The sequence below is a fragment of the Actinomadura physcomitrii genome (assembly GCF_008923205.2).
Classification (GTDB): Bacteria; Actinomycetota; Actinomycetes; order Streptosporangiales; family Streptosporangiaceae; genus Spirillospora; species Spirillospora physcomitrii.
Window position 1 is genome coordinate 251,708 of record NZ_WBMS02000001.1, and the last position, 17,133, is coordinate 268,840.

A 17,133-nucleotide genomic window follows, 5' to 3' on the forward strand; every position below is an offset into this window, starting at 1 on the left:
TGTGGGGGGCCCCCCCCCCCCCCCCCCGCGGCGGGGGGGGGGGCGCCCCCCCCCCCCCCCCCCCCCCCCCCCCCCCCCCCCCCCCACACCCCAACGGAGGAGGTCGGACGGGCTGGTGCCGGACTCGGTGAGGCCGAGGCCGGTGCCCGCGCGCTCGACCAGCCACCGGCTCGGCCGGTAGCGCGGGTCGCCGGTGTCGGTGTGCAGCAGCTCCAGGACGTCGAGGACGCGGTCGGCGCCGACGTGGTCGCCCCACTCCAGCGGCCCGCGCGGGTAGCCGAGGCCCAGCCGGACGGCGGTGTCGATGTCCTCCGGGCGGGCCAGCCGCTGCTCCGCGATGCCGCAGGCCACGTTCACGATCGACGCGAGGAGCCGCGGCGCGACGGGCACGGGTGCGTCCCGGACGACGCTCACCGACCGTCCCGCCGCGATCAGCGCGGCAACCCCGGCGCGGCCCGCGTCCGGGTCGAGGACGGGCGTGACGATGAGGGTGATCCGGCTGAACAGCCCGAAGAACGTGTCGATGCCGAGCGTCCGCTCCGGGTGGCGGGCGCCGCGCAGGCCGCGCCAGTCGGCGAGGACGACCGCCGCCCCGGACGGCTCGTCCCCGGTCTCGACCTCCACCCCGGCCTCCGACAGCAGGACGCCGAGCGACTCCCGCAGCTCCGGGGCCGCCCAGACCGGGCGCGGGTCGACGGCCGGGGCGGCGGCCTCCGGCGGCTCCTGCTTCACGCCGTTCACGTACGTGTAGAAGCCCTCGCCCGACTTGCGGCCGAGCAGCCCCGCCTCCATGCGCGCGCGGCCGATGCGGGACGGCCGGTACCGCGGCTCGGTGTAGAAGCCCGTCCAGATCGACTCCATCACGGGGTGCGAGACGTCCATGCCGGTGAGGTCGAGCAGCTCGCACGGGCCCATCTTCAGGCCGAGGACGTCGCGGGCGATGCGGTCGATGTCGGCCGGTTCCGCGATGCCCTCGGACAGGATCTGCAGCGCCTCCGTCACCAGGCCGCGCCCGGCGTGGTTGACGAGGAAGCCCGGCGCGTCCGGGGCGATGACCGGTTCGTGGCCGAGCCGCCGCACCAGCTCGGCCAGCGCGTCCGGGATCCACCCGGCCGTCCGCGCGCCCGGGACCACCTCGACGAGCCGCATCAGCGGGACCGGGTTGAAGAAGTGCAGCCCCGCGAGCCGCGACGGGTCGCGCAGTGCCGCGCCGATCGCCGTCACCGGCAGCGAGCTGGTGTTCGTCGCGAACAGGATCCGCTCATCGGCGGCCTTCTCCAGCGCCGCGAACAGCTCCCGCTTCGTGTCCAGATCCTCCCGGACGGCCTCGATGACCAGGTCGCAGTCCTGCAGCGGGGTGAGCGGCTCGCCGACGGGCTTCAGCCGCGCCTTCGCCGCCGCCGCGTCCTCCGCCGCCATGCGGCCCTTGGCGACCAGCTTGTCGAACATCGCGTGCACGTGCCCGACGGCGTCCTGCACGGCCTCGAACCGGATGTCCGCCAGCTCGACCGTCAGCCCGCCGGCCGCCGCGAGCTGCGCGATCCCGCGCCCCATCGCGCCCGCCCCGATCACCCGGACCGTGGTGGCCCGCCCTGCCCAGTCCTGCCCGGCCTGCTCCATCGCGCCTCCTCGCTCGCCTGCCCTGCATTCAACCCTCCGCCGCGCCCCGGCCCGGACGCGGGGCGCGTACTTCGAGGTCATAACCTGCGGAGTGCCCGCCGTTCCCGGATTGAGGAGAACCTGCCATGCGCACCGCGGTCATCTGCGAGCCGCTGCGGACCCCGATCGGCCGTTTCGGCGGGGTGTTCAAGACCGTCCAGCCCGTCGACCTCGCCTCCACCGTGATCCGCGCGCTGGTCGAGCGCACCGGCGTGCCCGGCGACGCGGTCGACGAGGTGTTCCTCGGCCAGTGCTACCCCAGCGCCGACGCCCCCGCCATCGGACGCGTCGCCGCCCTCGACGCGGGCCTGCCGATCGAGGTCGGCGGCGTGCAGGTCGACCGGCGCTGCGGCTCGGGCCTGCAGTCCGTGCTGAACGCCGCGATGCAGATCCAGACCGGCGTCAGCGACCTGATCATCGCGGGCGGCACCGAATCGATGAGCAACGCGCCGTTCTATACGACGTCCGCGCGCTGGGGCCTGCGCGGCCCCGCCCTCGAACTGCACGACACCCTCGCCCGGGGCCGCACCACCGCCGGCGGCGTCAATTACCCGGTGCCCGGCGGCATGCTGGAGACGGCGGAGAACCTGCGCCGCGAGTACGGCATCGGCCGCGAGGAGCAGGACGAGCTGTCCGTCCGCTCGCACCAGCGCGCCGTCGAGGCGCAGCGCTCCGGACGGTTCGCCGAGGAGATCGTCCCCGTCACCGTCACGTCCCGCAAGGGCGACACCGTCGTGGACACCGACGAGCACCCGCGCCCCGACACGTCCATGGAGACGCTCGGCAGGCTGCGCCCCGTCCTCGCCAGGAGCGACGACCAGGCGACCGTCACCGCGGGCAACTCCAGCGGCCAGAACGACGCCGCCGCGGCGTGCATCGTCACCACGCCGGAGCGCGCCGCCGAACTCGGCCTGCGCCCCCTCGTCCGGCTGGTCTCCTGGGCGCGCGCGGGCGTCCCGCCGCGCACGATGGGGATCGGGCCCGTCCCGTCCACCGCCAAGGCCCTCGCCGCCGCCGGCCTCACCCTCGCCGACATCGACCTCATCGAGCTGAACGAGGCGTTCGCCGCGCAGGTCCTCGCCGTCACCCGCGAGTGGAAGGTCAAGGACGCCGACTGGGACCGCATCAACGTTAACGGCTCCGGCATCTCCCTCGGCCACCCCGTCGGCGCCACCGGCACCCGCATCCTCGCCACCCTCGCCCGCGAGATGCACCGCCGCGACGCCCGCTACGGCCTGGAGACGATGTGCATCGGCGGCGGCCAGGGCCTCACCGCCGTCTTCGAGCGCGTCTGACCCGCTCAGAACATCGCCCGGTGCCGCCCCCGGTACCGCGGCCGCCGCTGCTCCATCGCGAACGCGGTGCCCAGCGCCGTCAGCACCGCCACGACGCCCATGGCGGACGCCCACACCGCGATCATCGGGGCGTCCCGTCGAGCAGGCCGCGGATGACCATCACCGCGTCCACCACCCGCTCCACCTCCGCGACCGGGTGCCGCCAGGACGTGTAAAACCACGCCCGCCCGCCGTCGTCCTCCCGCGCCCGGACGCTGATCACATCGGACGGATGCGCCCCGCAGCACCCCGCCACCGCCGGATTGACGACGCGCAGCCCGTCCTCGGTCATGGACGCGTGCAGCCGGTACACCCGCAGAACCACGCCCAGCGCCTCAAGCCGCGCTCTACTCTCAGGGGTCATGGAATGGACCTCCAGTGAGGTCGGTTCCCAGGCCCCGGCGCGGTGGTGACGCACCGCGCCGGGGCCGCTCTGACCCTCGATCGTATGGCAAGTGTCTTGGTGAGTCCTGTGAATCCCCAAGATACTTGCCAGTACCCCATGCGGCTTATAGTGTCAACATGACTGAATTGGACGGGATTGAGCCGCTGTACGAGCAGATCGCGGACGTGCTCACGGCACGGATAAGCGACGGCACGTATCCGTTGCGGACCCGTATTCCGTCGGTCGTGTCCATCGCCGAAGAGTTCAAGGTCGGCAAGTCCACCGCTGAAGCCGCGGTGCGCCTCCTGCGCGAGCGCGGGCTCACGCGTGCCACGCATGGACGCGGGACGTTCGTGATCGCCAAGCCGTCCAATGTCGGCAAGGCGGACGACTGACTGGGTGCCGTCCGCGCGCTTGCTTGCCGCGGAGGCGGGAGTGCCGACGCGGACGGGTGAGGCGGCGCTGCGGGAGCGCGGCCTGACGGTCGCCGTGCACGGCGTCGGCACCTTCGTCGCGCCCGACATACCACCCGAGTCGGACTAGCCGCCCGACGTCACACGTCCAGAATTCCGGATCGCGCTAGCGTCCGTGGGTGAGCATCGACCTCGAGGGCATGGAGCCTCTGTACCTGCAGGTGGCAGACGTTCTCACGGCGCGCATCGTGGACGGCGTCTACCCCGTGGGCCGCCGCATTCCCGCAGTTCGAGCCGTGGCGGACGAGTTCAAGGTGTCCGTCAACACAGCGGAGGCGGCGATCAGGCTTCTCCGCGAACAGGGCCTCGTCCGGGGCGTTCACGGACGCGGAACGTTCGTGATCGCCAAGCCGTCCGAGCCTGAGCGTTGAGTTGTGGCGTGTCGTGGTTATGACGCGTCGGATAACCACGATACGCCACAAGTCAACGGGGTGCGGCGTGCAGGACGGCGAGGACGGACCGGGTGCGGGTGCCGTCGGGGGTCGTCCAGGTGCCGGCGATGTGGCCGACGGCGTCCGGCGGCGCGGCGTCCGGGCCGGGGTGCAGGGCGCGGTGGACGCGGAGGGACGCGCCGTGCGGCATGGTCAGCACGGTGCCGTCCCGGTCGTCGGTGGCCGTGGGGACGAAGTCCGTGCCGGTGAGGGCTTCGCCACGATAGGAGCGGGTCACCTCGCGGTCGAGGGCGCCGGTGATGTTCTGGTCCTGGGCCTGGGCGCGGCCTTCGAGCAGGGCCGTCAGCTGGGCGGCCAGCACCGGGTCGTGGCAGCCGTCGTAGGCCCAGCGGTGTCCGAGCACGCCGTGCTCCATGGTGCCGACGAGGGCGTGGTCCGCGCCGTCGAGCGGGGCGCCCCGGTAGGTGAGGGGCGTCAGGTAGGTGGCCGGCCGCGCGCCCGAGGTGTCGGTGACCACGATGAACTCGATCCCGACCTCGCCGTCGGGGTCGTCGAGCCGGAAGCCGCCCGCCTTGGCGAGCTCCGGTCCGCCCGGCCCGCCGGAGTACCAGGGACGGGACGGGAGCCATGCGGTCAGCAGTTCCAGCTTGCTCGGCTCGAGCGTGGTCTCGTGAATGACGGCCATGCCGGAATCCTCCCATCGAGCGGCGCGGCGATCGGGCCAACGTCCCGGCGCACGCCTGGTCAGCGGGCGCGTACCTGCCGGACGAGGTCGGCCGCGGCCTCGGGCCAGTGCGGGTGCTCGAAGGCGAAACCGGCGTCGAGCAGCCGTCCGGGGACGACGCGGCGGCTCTTGAGCAGCAGCTCGGTGTCCGAACGGAGGGCGAGCGCGCCGATCTCCGCCATCCACTTCGTGGCGGGCAGGCCCACCGGCATGCCCCACGCGGTGCGCAGCGCGCGCATGAACGCGCGCTGGGGCAGGGGAGCGGGCGCGGCGAGGTTCACCGGCCCGTCGAGGTCGTCCCGGCCGATCAGAAACTCGACCGCGCGGACGAAGTCGTCCTCGTGGATCCACGAGATGTACTGCGCGCCGCCCGCGACCGGCCCGCCGAGGCCGAGCCGCGCCATCCGCAGCAGGACGTCGAAGACGCCGCCCCGGTCGGGGCTCATCACCATGGCCGCGCGCAGCGCGACCTTCCGGGTCGACGGGGTGGCGGCGCGCTGCTGCGCCCGCTCCCACTCCTCGGCGATCCGGACGCTGTACGACCAGTAGCGCGGGACGCCGGGCTCGCCGCCGCCGATGACGCCGGTCGCCTCGTCGTTGGGCGCGTCGAAGCGGTGCGCGTAGACGGTGGCGGTGCTCATCTGGAGCCAGACCCGGGGCGGACGCGCCGCGGCGGCGATCGCCTCGCCCACGACCCGCGCCGACTCGACCCGCGAGTCCATCATCTCCCGCAGGTTGGCGGGGGTGTAGCGGCAACTGACGCTGCGCCCGGCGAGGTTGATCACGACATCGGCGCCGTCGACCGCCGCCGCCCACGGGCCGGGCGTCCGGCCGTCCCAGGGCAGGTGCCGCTCGCCGGCCGGCCGCCTCGTCAGGATCACGACCTCGTGGCCCGCGGCGGTGAGCGCGCGGTCCAGGACCGTGCCCACCTGCCCGGTGCCGCCGGGGATCACCAGCTTCATCGCGTTCCACCTCCGCGTGCCCCCACGAGCGTAACGCAGATTTTTGAACGCGTTTAAAAACGAGACGGCCGCCACACGGGCGGGAGCGCGTCATTTCAGCGGGTCGTGGCCCCAGTTCATCAGGGAGTAGCGCCACCTGCTGTCCTTGACGTCGCCGGACGGCCGCTGCGCGAGGTGCCGGTGGACGTAGCCGACCACCTTGTTCATGTGCGCGTAGTCCTCGTCGGACAGGTCGGACCTCCTGGCGTGCATCAGCTCGACGATCCGGCGGCCGGACGCGTGGCCGGCCGACTCGCCCCCGCCGTCCTTCTGGCCCACGGACCCGGACTCCTCGGTCTCCAGCCAGTCCTCCAGCTCCTTGGGCGTCATGTTGACGACCTCTCCGAACCGCGCCGCCACGGCGTCCCGGTCGTCGGTCATGTCGCCCCCTTCCGGCGCAGCGCCGCGGCCTTGTGGACGGCCGTCTCGCCGCTCTTGGCGCTGCGCACGAGGTACTGCGGTTCCTCCTTGGAGGCCGCGACGGTGCGCCCGGCCTCCTCCCGCCGGTCGGTGATCTTCTTCTCGACGGTGCCCTCGGCGGTCGATCCGTGGCTCTGCCACGTGACCTCGTCGCCCACGCCGAAGTTCGCTTCGCGTTCGTTGCCCATGCGGCGGTCGTACCCCCCGTGACCTGGCACTATCAGCCAGAAAACCGGATCATGCCGGGTGCAGGGCGGCGCCGCTCAGCCGCGCTGCGTCGGCGAGCACGGCCTGCGCGGCGCGCCGCCCGGACACCAGGGCGCCCTGGATGGAGCCGGTGTCGCGGTGGTCCCCGCAGACGTACCGCCCGGCGCCCAGCCGCACCGGACGGCGCATCCGCAGCGGCGGCGGCATCGCGGGCAGCGCGCCCACGATCGGGTACTCGGCCACGAGCCGCCAGCCGGACGTGCCGCCGTAGATCTCGCCGAGCCGGTCCAGCACGCGCGCCTCGTCGATCCCGGTGCCGAGCACGGACGTCGAGATGAGCGCGCGGCCGTCGGAGGAGTAGCCCGGAGCCGCGTCGGTGAGGACCAGCGTGTCGGTGATGACGGCGTCCGCGTCGATGATCTGGATCGGCTCGCCCAGCGGCGAGGCGGGGGCCGAATGGTAGAAGGTCGTGACGTCGCGCATCGCCGGCGCCTCGATCTCGGGCAGCAGCGCGGCGGCCCGGCGCGGGTCGGTGGCGACGACCACGGCGCTCGCCCGCACGGTGCCGCCGCCGGAGATGCGCACGCCGCCGTCGACGATCTCCTGAACGGCGGTGTTCAGGGAGATCGTCCCCGCCGGCAGCCGCCCGGCGAGCTGCTCGGGGATGCGGCCCATGCCGAGCGCCGGGACGCAGAGGGTGCCGCGCGCGAACGACCGCCAGACCAGGTGGAAGAACCGGCTGGAGGTCTCCAGCTCGCGCTCCAGCAGGACGCCCGCCATGAACGGGCGCATCAGCCCCTCGATCATCTCGTCCGACATGCCCCGGACGCGGAGCTCGTCGCGGGTGCGGCGGTCCGGGCCGTCGCGCAGCCAGGAGCCGGACGCGGCCATGTCGCGGACGGTCATCGCCGCCAGCGCCGCCTTGTCGGCGGGCGTCCCGACGCGGGCGAACACGCCGCTCAGCGCGTGCTCCGGGTGCCGCCAGGGCAGCATCACCCGTTCCCGCTGCCGCCCGTGGACGACCAGCAGCCCCGACGAGAACGGCCGCAGGTCGAGGGCCTCGAGATCGAGGAGGCGCGCCGCCTCCGGATAGCCGGTGTTGAACACCTGGAACCCGCGGTCGAGGCGGAACCCGTCGACGAGGTCGGTGCGGACCCTGCCGCCGACCCCGTCCGACGCCTCCAGCACCCGGACGGGCACTCCTCTCTCGTGCAGCCGCACCGCGCAGGCCAGCCCGGCCAGCCCCGCTCCGACAATGACGACGTCCTCCGCCATCGTGCGCCCCCCTCGGCCGGCCCCCGCCGGCGGCTCCGGTCGCTCGCCTGGTCGTCATGCCCGCCGAACCGCCGGTCATCCCGCCGACCCCGGCGCGAACCTCGAGGTCAGGGGGTCCAGGACGGGTCGCGGCCGGTGAGGGCGATCAGCCGGTCGAGAGGGGACGCGCCGTCAGGGACGGCGACGGGCGGCCCGAACAGCCCCGGCGTGCCCTTGCCGCCGTTCTGCTCGACGGCCTGCCCGACGAACACCAGGCACTCCTGCACCTCCTCGGCGCCGCAGGCGTAGGGCTGCCCGCTGGCGGCCGCGATGTCCCAGCCGTGCACGACCAGCTCGTTCAGCGCGACGCGTCCCATGACCTGCGCGGGCATCTGCACGCCGCCGGCCTCCGTCATCCCCTCCCACGCGGACGGGTCGCCCCAGGCGGCGGCGAGCGCGCCGAGCCGCTCGGGGACGCGGGCCCGCCAGTCGGGCGCCAGGTTCGCCCCGTCCGGGACCGGCGGCTGCGAGCCGCCCTCGGCGATGTCCTTGGCCGCGGCCTGCGCGAACGCCAGCGACAGCCCGTCGACGTGGTCGATGAGCGTCGCGAGCGAGCTGTCCGCACAGGGCGTCGGCGCGCCGAGCCGGTCGTCGCGGACGGCGCCGAGCAGCTCCGCCAGCCGGCGGGCGGCGGGCGCGAGGTCGGGGTTCTGGGTCATCGGCGGTCTCTCCTTCGTCGGTCCGGCCCGCCGCGCCGGCGTCCCGCCGGGCGGGAACGCGGCCGGACGGGCCCTCGTCATCTGGTTCTGACTCGGGAACCGGCCGATACTCATCGGTGCGCGGGATCCGTAAGGTATGGGGACGACAGAACGGCAGTTAGCGGCCCACCGGCCGCGAACCGGTCGAGAGGCGTACTGACCTGCGCGTGTGACCACATAAGCTACTGCCGAGTAGTATTCGGGCCCCGGATGAGATGCGGTCTGTCGCGAGCCCTACGCTGACTGCCATCGCCCGTACCCCAGGAGGACGGAACAGTGTTCTGGATCACGTTGGTCATTGGGCTCGCCGGAACGGCGGTCGCCTTGGCACTCGCCGGCCGGCGGGTGCTGTTCCTGTACAACACGGCCATGGCCGGGCAGCCCGACCCCGAGCGCGTGCTGCAGGTCAAGCGGGACAAGAAGGCCGACATCGAGGGCCAGGTCACCGAGGTCCTGGGGCAGCGCAAACTGCTGAAGTGGACCCTGGCCGGGTCCGCGCACGCCGCGGTGATGTGGGCGTTCTTCCTGCTGGCCACCGTCTACCTGGAGGCGGCGGTCGCGCTGCTGGCGGGCCTGGACGAGAAGATCCCTTGGCTGCAGACCTGGCCGCCGATCGGGTTCGTCCAGGACACCATCGCCCTGGCCTGCACCGCGGGCCTGATCGTGTTCACCTCGATCCGGATCAAGAACTCGCCCAAGCGGCTGGAGCGCAAGTCCCGGTTCAAGGGCTCGCACCTGTCCGGCGCCTGGATCACGCTGTTCATGATCTTCAACGTGATCTGGACGATGTTCTTCTACCGCGGCGCGGAGTGGGCCAACGGCAACCTCGACTACGGCAAGGGCGCCTACTTCTCCTGGACCGTCGGGCATCTGTTCGACGGGCTGAGCCACGACACGCTGGACGTCCTGGAGTCCATCGGCCTGCTCCTGCACATCGGCGTCGCGCTGGTGTTCCTGGTGTTCGTGGTGCACTCCAAGCACCTGCACATCTTCCTCGCCCCGCTGAACGTGATGTTCAAGCGCCGCCCCGACGGGCTCGGCCCCGCGCAGCCGATGATGTCCGGCGGCAAGCCGCTCGACTTCGAGGAGGCCGACCCCGACGAGGACGTCTTCGGCCGCGGCAAGATCGAGGACTTCACCTGGAAGGGCTTCCTGGACATGGCGACCTGCACCGAGTGCGGTCGCTGCCAGTCCCAGTGCCCCGCCTGGAACACCGGCAAGCCCCTGTCGCCCAAGATGGTGATCCTGGAGCTGCGCGACCACGCCCTCGCCAAGGCCCCCTACATCCAGGCCTCCGAGGAGGCCCGCGAGAAGTTCACCGACGAGCAGAAGCTCGCCATGCAGGTCGACAAGGAGCTCGTCGGCGAGGACGGCGTCATCCACCCCGACGTGCTGTGGTCGTGCACCAACTGCGGCGCGTGCGTCGAGCAGTGCCCGGTCGACATCGAGCACATCGACCACATCCTGGACATGCGCCGCTTCCAGGTCATGATCGAGTCCTCGTTCCCGTCCGAGGCCGGCGTCATGCTGAAGAATCTGGAGAACAAGGGCAACCCGTGGGGCATGTCCGAGATGAAGCGCCTCGAGTGGATCGAGGAGCTGGACTTCGAGGTCGACGTCGTCGACGACAAGGTCGCCGAGGACACCGAGTACCTGTTCTGGGTCGGCTGCGCCGGCGCCCTGGAGGACCGGGCCAAGAAGACCACCAAGGCCGTCGCCGAGCTGCTGCACATCGCGGGCGTCAAGTTCGCGGTGCTCGGCCCGATGGAGGCCTGCACCGGTGACCCGGCCCGCCGCCTGGGCATGGAGTTCGTCTTCCAGATGCTCGGCCAGCAGAACGTCGAGACGCTCAACGACGCGGGCGTGAAGAAGATCGTGGCGACCTGCCCGCACTGCTTCAACACCCTCGCCAACGAGTACCCGCAGATCGGCGGGAACTACGAGGTCGTCCACCACACCCAGCTGCTCGCGCACCTGGTCGAGGAGGGCAAGCTCACCCCGGTCGCCCCGATCGAGGAGAAGATCACCTACCACGACCCGTGCTTCCTGGGCCGCCACAACAAGGTCTACAAGCAGCCCCGCGACATCATGGCCACCGTCCCGGGCGTCCAGACGCAGGAGATGCACCGGCACAAGGACCGCGGGTTCTGCTGCGGCGCCGGCGGCGCCCGGATGTGGATGGAAGAGCGGATCGGCAAGCGCATCAACACCGAGCGCGTGGACGAGGCGCTGACCACCGACCCCGACACCGTCTCCACCGCGTGCCCGTTCTGCCTGGTCATGCTCGGCGACGCCATCAACGAGAAGAAGAACTCCGGCGACGCCAAGGAGTCCCTGGAGGTCGTCGACGTCTCCCAGCTCCTCATCCGCTCCATCAAGGGCGAAGGCACCGCCCAGGAGAAGGAGCCCGTGGCCGCCGAGTAACGTGTCGTGGCCGAGGCCCCGGACCCCGCTCCGGCGGGGGCCGGGGCCTCTCCCATGGTCAAGCGTTCCGTAGCCGATCATGGACGCGGCGGGAGGACTGATCCGCGGAACGGCTGGTAAGACCAGGGGATGGCCGTGCTCGTGTCCGCCCTGGCATTCCTGATGACGCTCGCCGGCGGGCTCGCGGCGATGCGGGTGCGCGACAAGCGGCATCTCGTCCTCGGCCTCGCCGGCGGTCTCATGCTCGGCGTCGTCGCGTTCGACCTGATCCCCGAGTCGCTGGAGCTGTCCCGGGACCGGCCGCTCGGCGTCCCCGCCCCGATGATCGGCTTCGCCGCCGGGTTCCTGCTGCTGCACGTCGTCGAGCAGGCCGTCGCTATCCACCGCGCCCATGAGGGCGAGTACGCCCCGCACGTCCACGCGCACGGCCACGGCCACCCGGACGGCGGCGCGGGCGGCGCCGGGCTGCTCGCCGCGTTCGCGCTCATCGGGCACAGCCTGGTGGACGGCCTCAGCATCGGACTCGGCTTCCAGTCCGGCACGCGGACCGGCGCGTTCGTCGCGCTCGCCGTCATCACCCACGACTTCGCGGACGGCTTCAACACCTTCACCGCGGCCTCCCTCGGCGGCCGGGACCGCCGTCCCGCGCTGGCCCTGCTGGTCGCCGACGCCGCCGCGCCCGTCGCCGGGGCCGCGCTAACCCGGCTTGGAACGGTCCCGGAGGGCGTCCTCGGCCCCTACCTCGGGCTGTTCGCCGGCGTCCTGCTGTACCTGTCCGCCGCCGAGATCCTGCCGGAGGCGCACAGCGGCCACCCGCGCGTGATGACGCTGTGCGCCACCGGCCTCGGCCTCGCCGTGGTCGTCTTCAGCGTCGGCCTCGCGGGCTGAACGGAACTCCGCGCGGTCGGGACAGTCCAGAAAGCCGTGAAACGGTCCAGAACGCTCCGGAAAAGGCAGGGGGCCGTCCGGTGGTTCCGGACGGCCCCCTGACGCCTTCAGGAACGCTGGAACGTTCCCTAGGGGACGGGACGACGCATCGTCAGCCCGTCATGGACTGCTCGTAGCCCGGGTTCGCCTTCAACCACGCGTCCACCGCCTGGTCCGGCTTGCCCTTGTACTGGTTCTGCATCAGGTCCTCGAGGGTCCCGAGCTGCTTGTCGTCCATCTTGAACTTCTTGAGCCAGGCCGACACCTGCGGCTCGTCCTTGGAGAAGCCCTTGCGCGCGATGGTGTTGATGCCGTCCGGCTTGCCCATCGCGCCCTTCGGGTCCTGCAGGTCCCGGATCGGGAACTTCGAGTACGCCCAGTGCGGGCGCCACAGCGTGACGACGATGTCCTTGTGGGCGCTGATCGCCTTCTGCAGCTCGGTCAGCATCGCCGCCGTCGACGACGTGGTGACCGTGTACTCCTTGTCCAGGCCGTACGCCGGGAGCATCTTCTCCTGCGACACCCGGTACAGCCCCGAACTCTTCTCGATGCCGATGATCTTGCCGCCGTACTGGGAGCCCTTGCCCTTCAGGTCGGTCAGCGAGTGCAGCGGCGAGTAGTCCGGCACGGCGATCGTCAGCGGCGCCGACGGGTACCAGATGCCGACCTTCTCCAGCTTGTCGCCGTACTGCTTCCAGTAGTCCTCGTGCGTGTTCGGCAGCCACGAGTCGATGTACAGGTCGACGTCGCCCTTCGACATGCCCGCGTACAGCGGGCCGGTGTCGAGCTCCTTCACCGTGACCTTGTAGCCCTTGTCGGTCAGCATCTTCTTCCACAGCGCGGTGGCGGCCTCGCCCTCCGCCCAGCCGGAGACCGACCCGATGGTGATGTCCTTGCTGTTCTTCTTGTCGTCCGAGCCGTTACAGGCACTCGCGGTCGCGCCGAGCGCCAGCGCCATCGCCGCCGCGGCCAGGACCTTGAACTTAGGACGCAATGCCCTTCCTTTCGTCGCCTTGCAGGGGGTGGGAAAGATCGTGCGCGGGTCAGCGCAGGGCGTCCGCGGTGGCGGCGGCCCGCTCCGGGGCCTCGGCGGCCCCGCCGGCCCGGCCCCGCGCGAACAGCGAGCGCAGCAGGCTCGGGCCCTCGCCCAGCGCCCCGGTAAGGCGGTCCAGGTAGATCGCCAGGACGACGACGCCGAGGCCGCCCTCGAAGCCCTTGGAGATGTCCACCCGCTGGATGCCCTCCAGCACCTCGCTGCCGAGCCCGCCCGCGCCGACCATGCCCGCGATGACCACCATCGACAGCGCCAGCATGATCAGCTGGTTCACCCCCGCCATGATCGACGGCATCGCCAGCGGGATCTGGATCCGGGTCAGCACCCGCATCGGCGGCGTGCCGAACGCCTCGCCCGCCTCGACCATCTCCGGGTCCACGCCGCGGATGCCGAGCTCCGTCAGCCGCACCCCGGGCGGCAGCGAGAAGATCACGGTCGCCACGACGCCCGGGACGGCGCCGATGCTGAAGAAGAAGATCGCCGGGATCAGGTACACGAACGCCGGCATCGTCTGCATGAAGTCCAGCACCGGCCGGACGATCCGGCTCACCACGTCGTTGCGGCCCGCGGCGATGCCGATCGGGATCGAGATCACCACCGCGATCACCGCCGCCACGATCACCTGCGCCAGCGTCTCCATGGCCGGATCCCACAGCTCCATGCTGTCGATCAGCCCGAAGCCCACCAGCGTGAAGACGCCGAGCCGCCAGCCGCTCACCGCCAGGGCGATCAGCGCCAGCACCACCGTCAGCCCGAGCGGCGGCAGCAGGTTCAGCAGGTCGGTCAGCTCGCCGACCGCCCAGTCGATGGCCGACCCGATGCCGTCGAACAGCCAGCCCAGGTTGTCGGTGCACCAGGTGACCAGGCTGTCGAACCAGTCGCCGACGTGCACCCGGGGGAGCTCGCTCGCGAGCACGTCAGTCGTCAACGGAACCCTCCTTCGTCAGCGCGAGCGCCGGCTCCGCCGCGTCCTCGCCGCCCGTATCGACGACATCGTCCACGTGCGTGCTGATCGCGCCGAGCGCCGCCAGCAGCGTCACCCGCGGGATCACCCCGAGCAGCGTCCCCGCCTCGTCCGCCACCGGCACCGGCAGGTCGCTCTCCGCGCACCGCTGGAACAGGTCGGCGACCGGCGTGTCCGGCGGCACCGGCTCCAGGTCCTCCGGGTCGATCAGGCCGTCGAGCTTCTGCACGTTCTCCTGGACCGCGTCCGCGATCACCGCGGCCTTCACCTTGCCGACCAGCTTGCGGTCCCGGCCGACGACGAACGCCGCGTCGGTCTGGTGCTCGCGCATCGTCCGCAGCGCCGTCCGCGGCCCCGTCGACGCCGGCACCGTCACCAGCGGCTGCTCCATCACCGACGACGCCGTCAGAACCCGCGTCCGGTCGACGTCCGCGACGAACTGGGCGACATAGTCGTTCGCCGGGTCCGTCAGGATCTCCTCGGCCGTGCCGATCTGCACGATCCGGCCCTCCCGCATCACCGCGATCCGGTCGCCGATGCGCATGGCCTCGTTCAGGTCGTGCGTGATGAACACGATCGTCTTGCCGAACCGGCCCTGCAGATCCAGCAGCAGGTCCTGCACCTCGCGGCGGATCAGCGGGTCCAGCGCGCTGAACGCCTCGTCCATCAGGATGATGTCGGTGCCCGCCGCCAGCGCGCGCGCCAGCCCGACCCGCTGCTGCATGCCGCCGGACAGCTGGCCGGGGAGCTTGTCCTCCCAGCCCGCCAGCCCGACCAGCCCCAGGAACTCCCGCGCCTTTCCCTCTCGTTCCTCCTTGGCGACACCGCGGACCTCAAGCCCGTACGCCGCGTTCGCCAGGACGGACCGATGGGGGAAGAGCGCGAAGTGCTGGAAGACCATGCTGATCTTGTCCTGCCGGAGCGTTCGCAGCGCCTTCGGCGACAGCTTCGCGATATCCTGGCCATCGATCTCGACGGTCCCGGAGGTGGCCTCCAGAAGCCCGTTCAGCATCCGGATCAACGTGGACTTACCGGACCCCGACAGGCCCATCACCACGAAGATCTCGCCCTGCTCGACCTCGAACGTGGCGTCCACGACGGCGGGAGTGACGCCCAGCGAGCGGACGTCCTGCAGATCCGCTCCCGCCTTCAGTTTTCGTTGCGCCTCGGCCGCCTTCCGGCCGAACAGCTTCGTGACGCTTTCCGCGCGGAGTATGGACACGATCTCCTTCCGTGTTCCCACACCCGGAGGCGGCGCGGAAACGGGTAGCCCTCATCCGTCCGGCACCCGTCGACGACCTCGATGCAAAAAGGCTGTCAACCAAGTGCCAAGGCTGTGCGTCGCTCGAAACTACCCGTCCCGAGAAGATGTTTCATCTTCGGGTGATCTGTGTCACGTGCCCGCCGTCACACCTCGGTGCGGTGAAAGTTCAGATACGACCGCGACGGCGTGGGCCCCCGCTGGTCCTGATACCGCGACCCGTACCGCTCCGACCCGTACGGGTACTCCGCCGGCGAACTCGTCCTGAACAGGCACATCTGCCCGATCTTCATCCCCGGCCACAGCTTGATCGGCAGCGTCGCCACGTTCGACAGCTCCAGCGTCACGTGCCCGCTGAACCCCGGGTCGATCCACCCCGCCGTCGAGTGCGTCAGCAGCCCCAGCCGCCCCAGACTCGACTTCCCCTCCAGCCGCGCCGCCAGGTCGTCGGGCAGCCCGAACACCTCGTACGTCGAGGCCAGCACGAACTCCCCGGGATGCAGCACGAACGCCTCCTCGGCGTCCACCTCCACCAGCCGCGTCAGATCCGGCTGCTCCACAGCCGGGTCGATGTGCGGGTACCGGTGGTTCTCGAACACCCGGAAGTACCGGTCCAGCCGCACGTCGACGCTGGACGGCTGGACCATGCCCGGCTCGTACGGGTCGATCTTCACCCGCCCGGACTCGAGCTCGGACCTGATGTCGCGATCGGAGAGCAGCACCCCGAAAAGCTATCCCACCCGCATCCCCCACCACGCCGCACCCGACTTTCCGGTACGATGTCCAAGCGCGGGCGGCCCCGACCACCCGCCACGCGGGTGTAGTTCAATGGTAGAACTTCAGCTTCCCAAGCTGACAGCGCGGGTTCGATTCCCGTCACCCGCTCCAGTGTTTCCCCAGGTCACAGCCTCGTTAGAGCCTTGGTGATCTTGTCTCAAGATCGCATGTCAATCAGATGTCAATGAGACTCGGTTTGATCATGTGACATCCCGTGCCACGCAGGCGCCCGGAACGAACCTCTCGAAGCCCTCGAAGTGGACATCCCGCTCCGCCGGGCACGCAGCTCCCCCCGGTGGGTCGACGACAGCCGTACTCAGGCGCTAGCCACACCCCTTTGTCGCGGGGTAGGCCGCGGGGCCGGCTCGACGAGTTCTGCGGGGCGGTCAGGCCGGAAAGGCAGCCTCCCCCAACCCCGCCGCCCTCGGTGCATCTAGATCGATCGGATGTGAGCTCCCAGCCTCGTGATCGCTTCCTGCGCCGACAGCAACGCCTTGCTGGATGGGGTGGGGCTCTACCGCAGGGACTGATTTGCCCAGCTCAATGGGGCTCTACAGGAGAGTTGCACCCGGGTGGGTCTTGTTGGGGCGTCCGGCTATCCCAGACGGCTCAGCAGTCGGGCCTCGGCCGCTTGGGCTTCGCGTGCTGTCTTGGCCCACACGTCGAGGGTGCAGGTGGGTCTCTGCTGTGCAGGGAATAGTCGGCCCATCGTGGTCGACAGGAAGACGCGAAAGCCTTCGTCCTCCCACCACCATTGCGTCAGCCCCGTTCCTTCTTCCAAGAGCGGGAGCCCGCGGGCGCGCTCCCGGAGTCGCTCGGCATCGGACAGGCTGATCGCCTCGGACCGTTTCCAGGCCCAGCTTGCCGATTCCTCGTGCAATGCGGCGTCCTCGATCAGCGCATCGGGATGGGCGAACACCTTGACCACGTCCTCGGGCGTCCAGCCTGGGCCGGTTACCGTGTACGCGACGGCCCCATCCGCCCTGAGCAGGATTGACCAGGGGATCGCCGTGCTGTGTTCGACCAGGTCGATCCACGGCTCGTCCCTGGCCCCACCGAAGTCGGGCCGAGGCTCGAAGACCATGCGTTCGCGGAAATGCACGGCCGGGTTGTAGAAGG

17 protein-coding genes, 1 tRNA gene and 1 pseudogene are annotated in these 17,133 nt (G+C 71.1%); 6 read left to right on the plus strand and 13 right to left on the minus strand.

The window, feature by feature from the left end:
• On the minus strand, positions 1-1,620 hold a 1,620-nt coding region (locus F8568_RS01130; RefSeq protein ID WP_151590644.1), incomplete at its 3' end, for a 3-hydroxyacyl-CoA dehydrogenase.
• Positions 1,621-1,745: 125 nt separating this feature from the next.
• Here F8568_RS01130 and F8568_RS01135 point away from each other — a divergent pair.
• Entirely contained in the window at positions 1,746-2,954 is a 1,209-nt protein-coding gene (locus F8568_RS01135; protein ID WP_151590217.1) for an acetyl-CoA C-acetyltransferase, read from the plus strand.
• Positions 2,955-3,075: 121 nt separating this feature from the next.
• Here F8568_RS01135 and F8568_RS01140 read toward each other — a convergent pair whose 3' ends face one another.
• The gene (locus F8568_RS01140; protein ID WP_151590220.1) at positions 3,076-3,357 is read right to left on the minus strand and encodes a hypothetical protein; all 282 of its coding nucleotides are present in this window, start codon (positions 3,355-3,357) and stop codon (positions 3,076-3,078) included.
• Between the two features lie 158 nt (positions 3,358-3,515).
• Between F8568_RS01140 and F8568_RS01145 the strand changes: the two genes are divergently transcribed.
• A complete protein-coding gene (locus F8568_RS01145) occupies positions 3,516-3,773 on the plus strand; it encodes a winged helix-turn-helix domain-containing protein (protein ID WP_151590222.1) in 258 nt (85 codons plus the stop codon).
• A gap of 197 nt (positions 3,774-3,970) precedes the next feature.
• A complete protein-coding gene (locus tag F8568_RS01150; protein ID WP_151590224.1) occupies positions 3,971-4,222 on the plus strand; it encodes a GntR family transcriptional regulator in 252 nt (83 codons plus the stop codon).
• A gap of 52 nt (positions 4,223-4,274) precedes the next feature.
• Here F8568_RS01150 and F8568_RS01155 read toward each other — a convergent pair whose 3' ends face one another.
• From F8568_RS01155 to F8568_RS01180, 6 genes are all read right to left on the minus strand, one after another.
• Positions 4,275-4,928 carry a maltokinase N-terminal cap-like domain-containing protein gene (locus tag F8568_RS01155; protein ID WP_151590226.1) on the minus strand — a complete coding sequence of 218 codons (654 nt, stop codon included), beginning with the start codon at positions 4,926-4,928 and terminating at the stop codon, positions 4,275-4,277.
• 59 nt (positions 4,929-4,987) lie between these two features.
• Entirely contained in the window at positions 4,988-5,929 is a 942-nt protein-coding gene (locus tag F8568_RS01160) for a TIGR01777 family oxidoreductase (protein WP_151590228.1), read from the minus strand.
• A gap of 90 nt (positions 5,930-6,019) precedes the next feature.
• Positions 6,020-6,349, minus strand: a complete 330-nt coding sequence (locus F8568_RS01165; protein ID WP_151590230.1) for a DUF3140 domain-containing protein — start codon at positions 6,347-6,349, stop codon at positions 6,020-6,022.
• Positions 6,346-6,576: a hypervirulence associated TUDOR domain-containing protein gene (locus tag F8568_RS01170; RefSeq protein WP_151590232.1), complete on the minus strand. Its 231-nt coding sequence runs from the start codon at positions 6,574-6,576 to the stop codon at positions 6,346-6,348. The genes F8568_RS01165 and F8568_RS01170 overlap by 4 nt, the downstream gene beginning before the upstream one ends.
• A gap of 49 nt (positions 6,577-6,625) precedes the next feature.
• Entirely contained in the window at positions 6,626-7,870 is a 1,245-nt protein-coding gene (locus tag F8568_RS01175) for an NAD(P)/FAD-dependent oxidoreductase (RefSeq protein ID WP_151590234.1), read from the minus strand.
• Between the two features lie 107 nt (positions 7,871-7,977).
• Complete coding sequence (locus tag F8568_RS01180) at positions 7,978-8,568, minus strand: TIGR03086 family metal-binding protein (RefSeq protein WP_151590236.1); 591 nt, start codon at positions 8,566-8,568, stop codon at positions 7,978-7,980.
• A 315-nt stretch (positions 8,569-8,883) separates the two neighbouring features.
• Between F8568_RS01180 and F8568_RS01185 the strand changes: the two genes are divergently transcribed.
• Positions 8,884-11,031, plus strand: a complete 2,148-nt coding sequence (locus F8568_RS01185) for a (Fe-S)-binding protein (RefSeq protein ID WP_151590238.1) — start codon at positions 8,884-8,886, stop codon at positions 11,029-11,031.
• Positions 11,032-11,160: 129 nt separating this feature from the next.
• Positions 11,161-11,919, plus strand: coding sequence for a ZIP family metal transporter (locus F8568_RS01190; RefSeq protein WP_151590240.1), 759 nt, complete (start codon positions 11,161-11,163; stop codon positions 11,917-11,919).
• A gap of 151 nt (positions 11,920-12,070) precedes the next feature.
• Here F8568_RS01190 and F8568_RS01195 read toward each other — a convergent pair whose 3' ends face one another.
• The 4 genes and pseudogenes from F8568_RS01195 to dcd all read right to left on the minus strand — a co-directional run bounded on the left by F8568_RS01195 (position 12,071) and on the right by dcd (position 15,959).
• On the minus strand, positions 12,071-12,952 hold the full coding sequence (locus tag F8568_RS01195) for a glycine betaine ABC transporter substrate-binding protein (RefSeq protein ID WP_236008233.1): 882 nt from the start codon (positions 12,950-12,952) through the stop codon (positions 12,071-12,073).
• Between the two features lie 154 nt (positions 12,953-13,106).
• Positions 13,107-13,751: pseudogene (locus F8568_RS01200) on the minus strand (ABC transporter permease); the annotation flags it as partial.
• Positions 13,752-13,929: 178 nt separating this feature from the next.
• Complete coding sequence (locus F8568_RS01205) at positions 13,930-15,198, minus strand: quaternary amine ABC transporter ATP-binding protein (RefSeq protein WP_151590244.1); 1,269 nt, start codon at positions 15,196-15,198, stop codon at positions 13,930-13,932.
• Between the two features lie 185 nt (positions 15,199-15,383).
• Positions 15,384-15,959, minus strand: coding sequence for a dCTP deaminase (dcd, locus tag F8568_RS01210; protein ID WP_151590246.1), 576 nt, complete (start codon positions 15,957-15,959; stop codon positions 15,384-15,386).
• Between the two features lie 92 nt (positions 15,960-16,051).
• On the opposite strand from dcd, the gene F8568_RS01215 reads away from it, so the two are divergent.
• A tRNA-Gly gene (locus tag F8568_RS01215) sits at positions 16,052-16,125 on the plus strand.
• A 484-nt stretch (positions 16,126-16,609) separates the two neighbouring features.
• Here F8568_RS01215 and F8568_RS01220 read toward each other — a convergent pair.
• Entirely contained in the window at positions 16,610-17,116 is a 507-nt protein-coding gene (locus tag F8568_RS01220) for a hypothetical protein (RefSeq protein ID WP_151590248.1), read from the minus strand.
• Positions 17,117-17,133 lie beyond the last annotated feature (17 nt).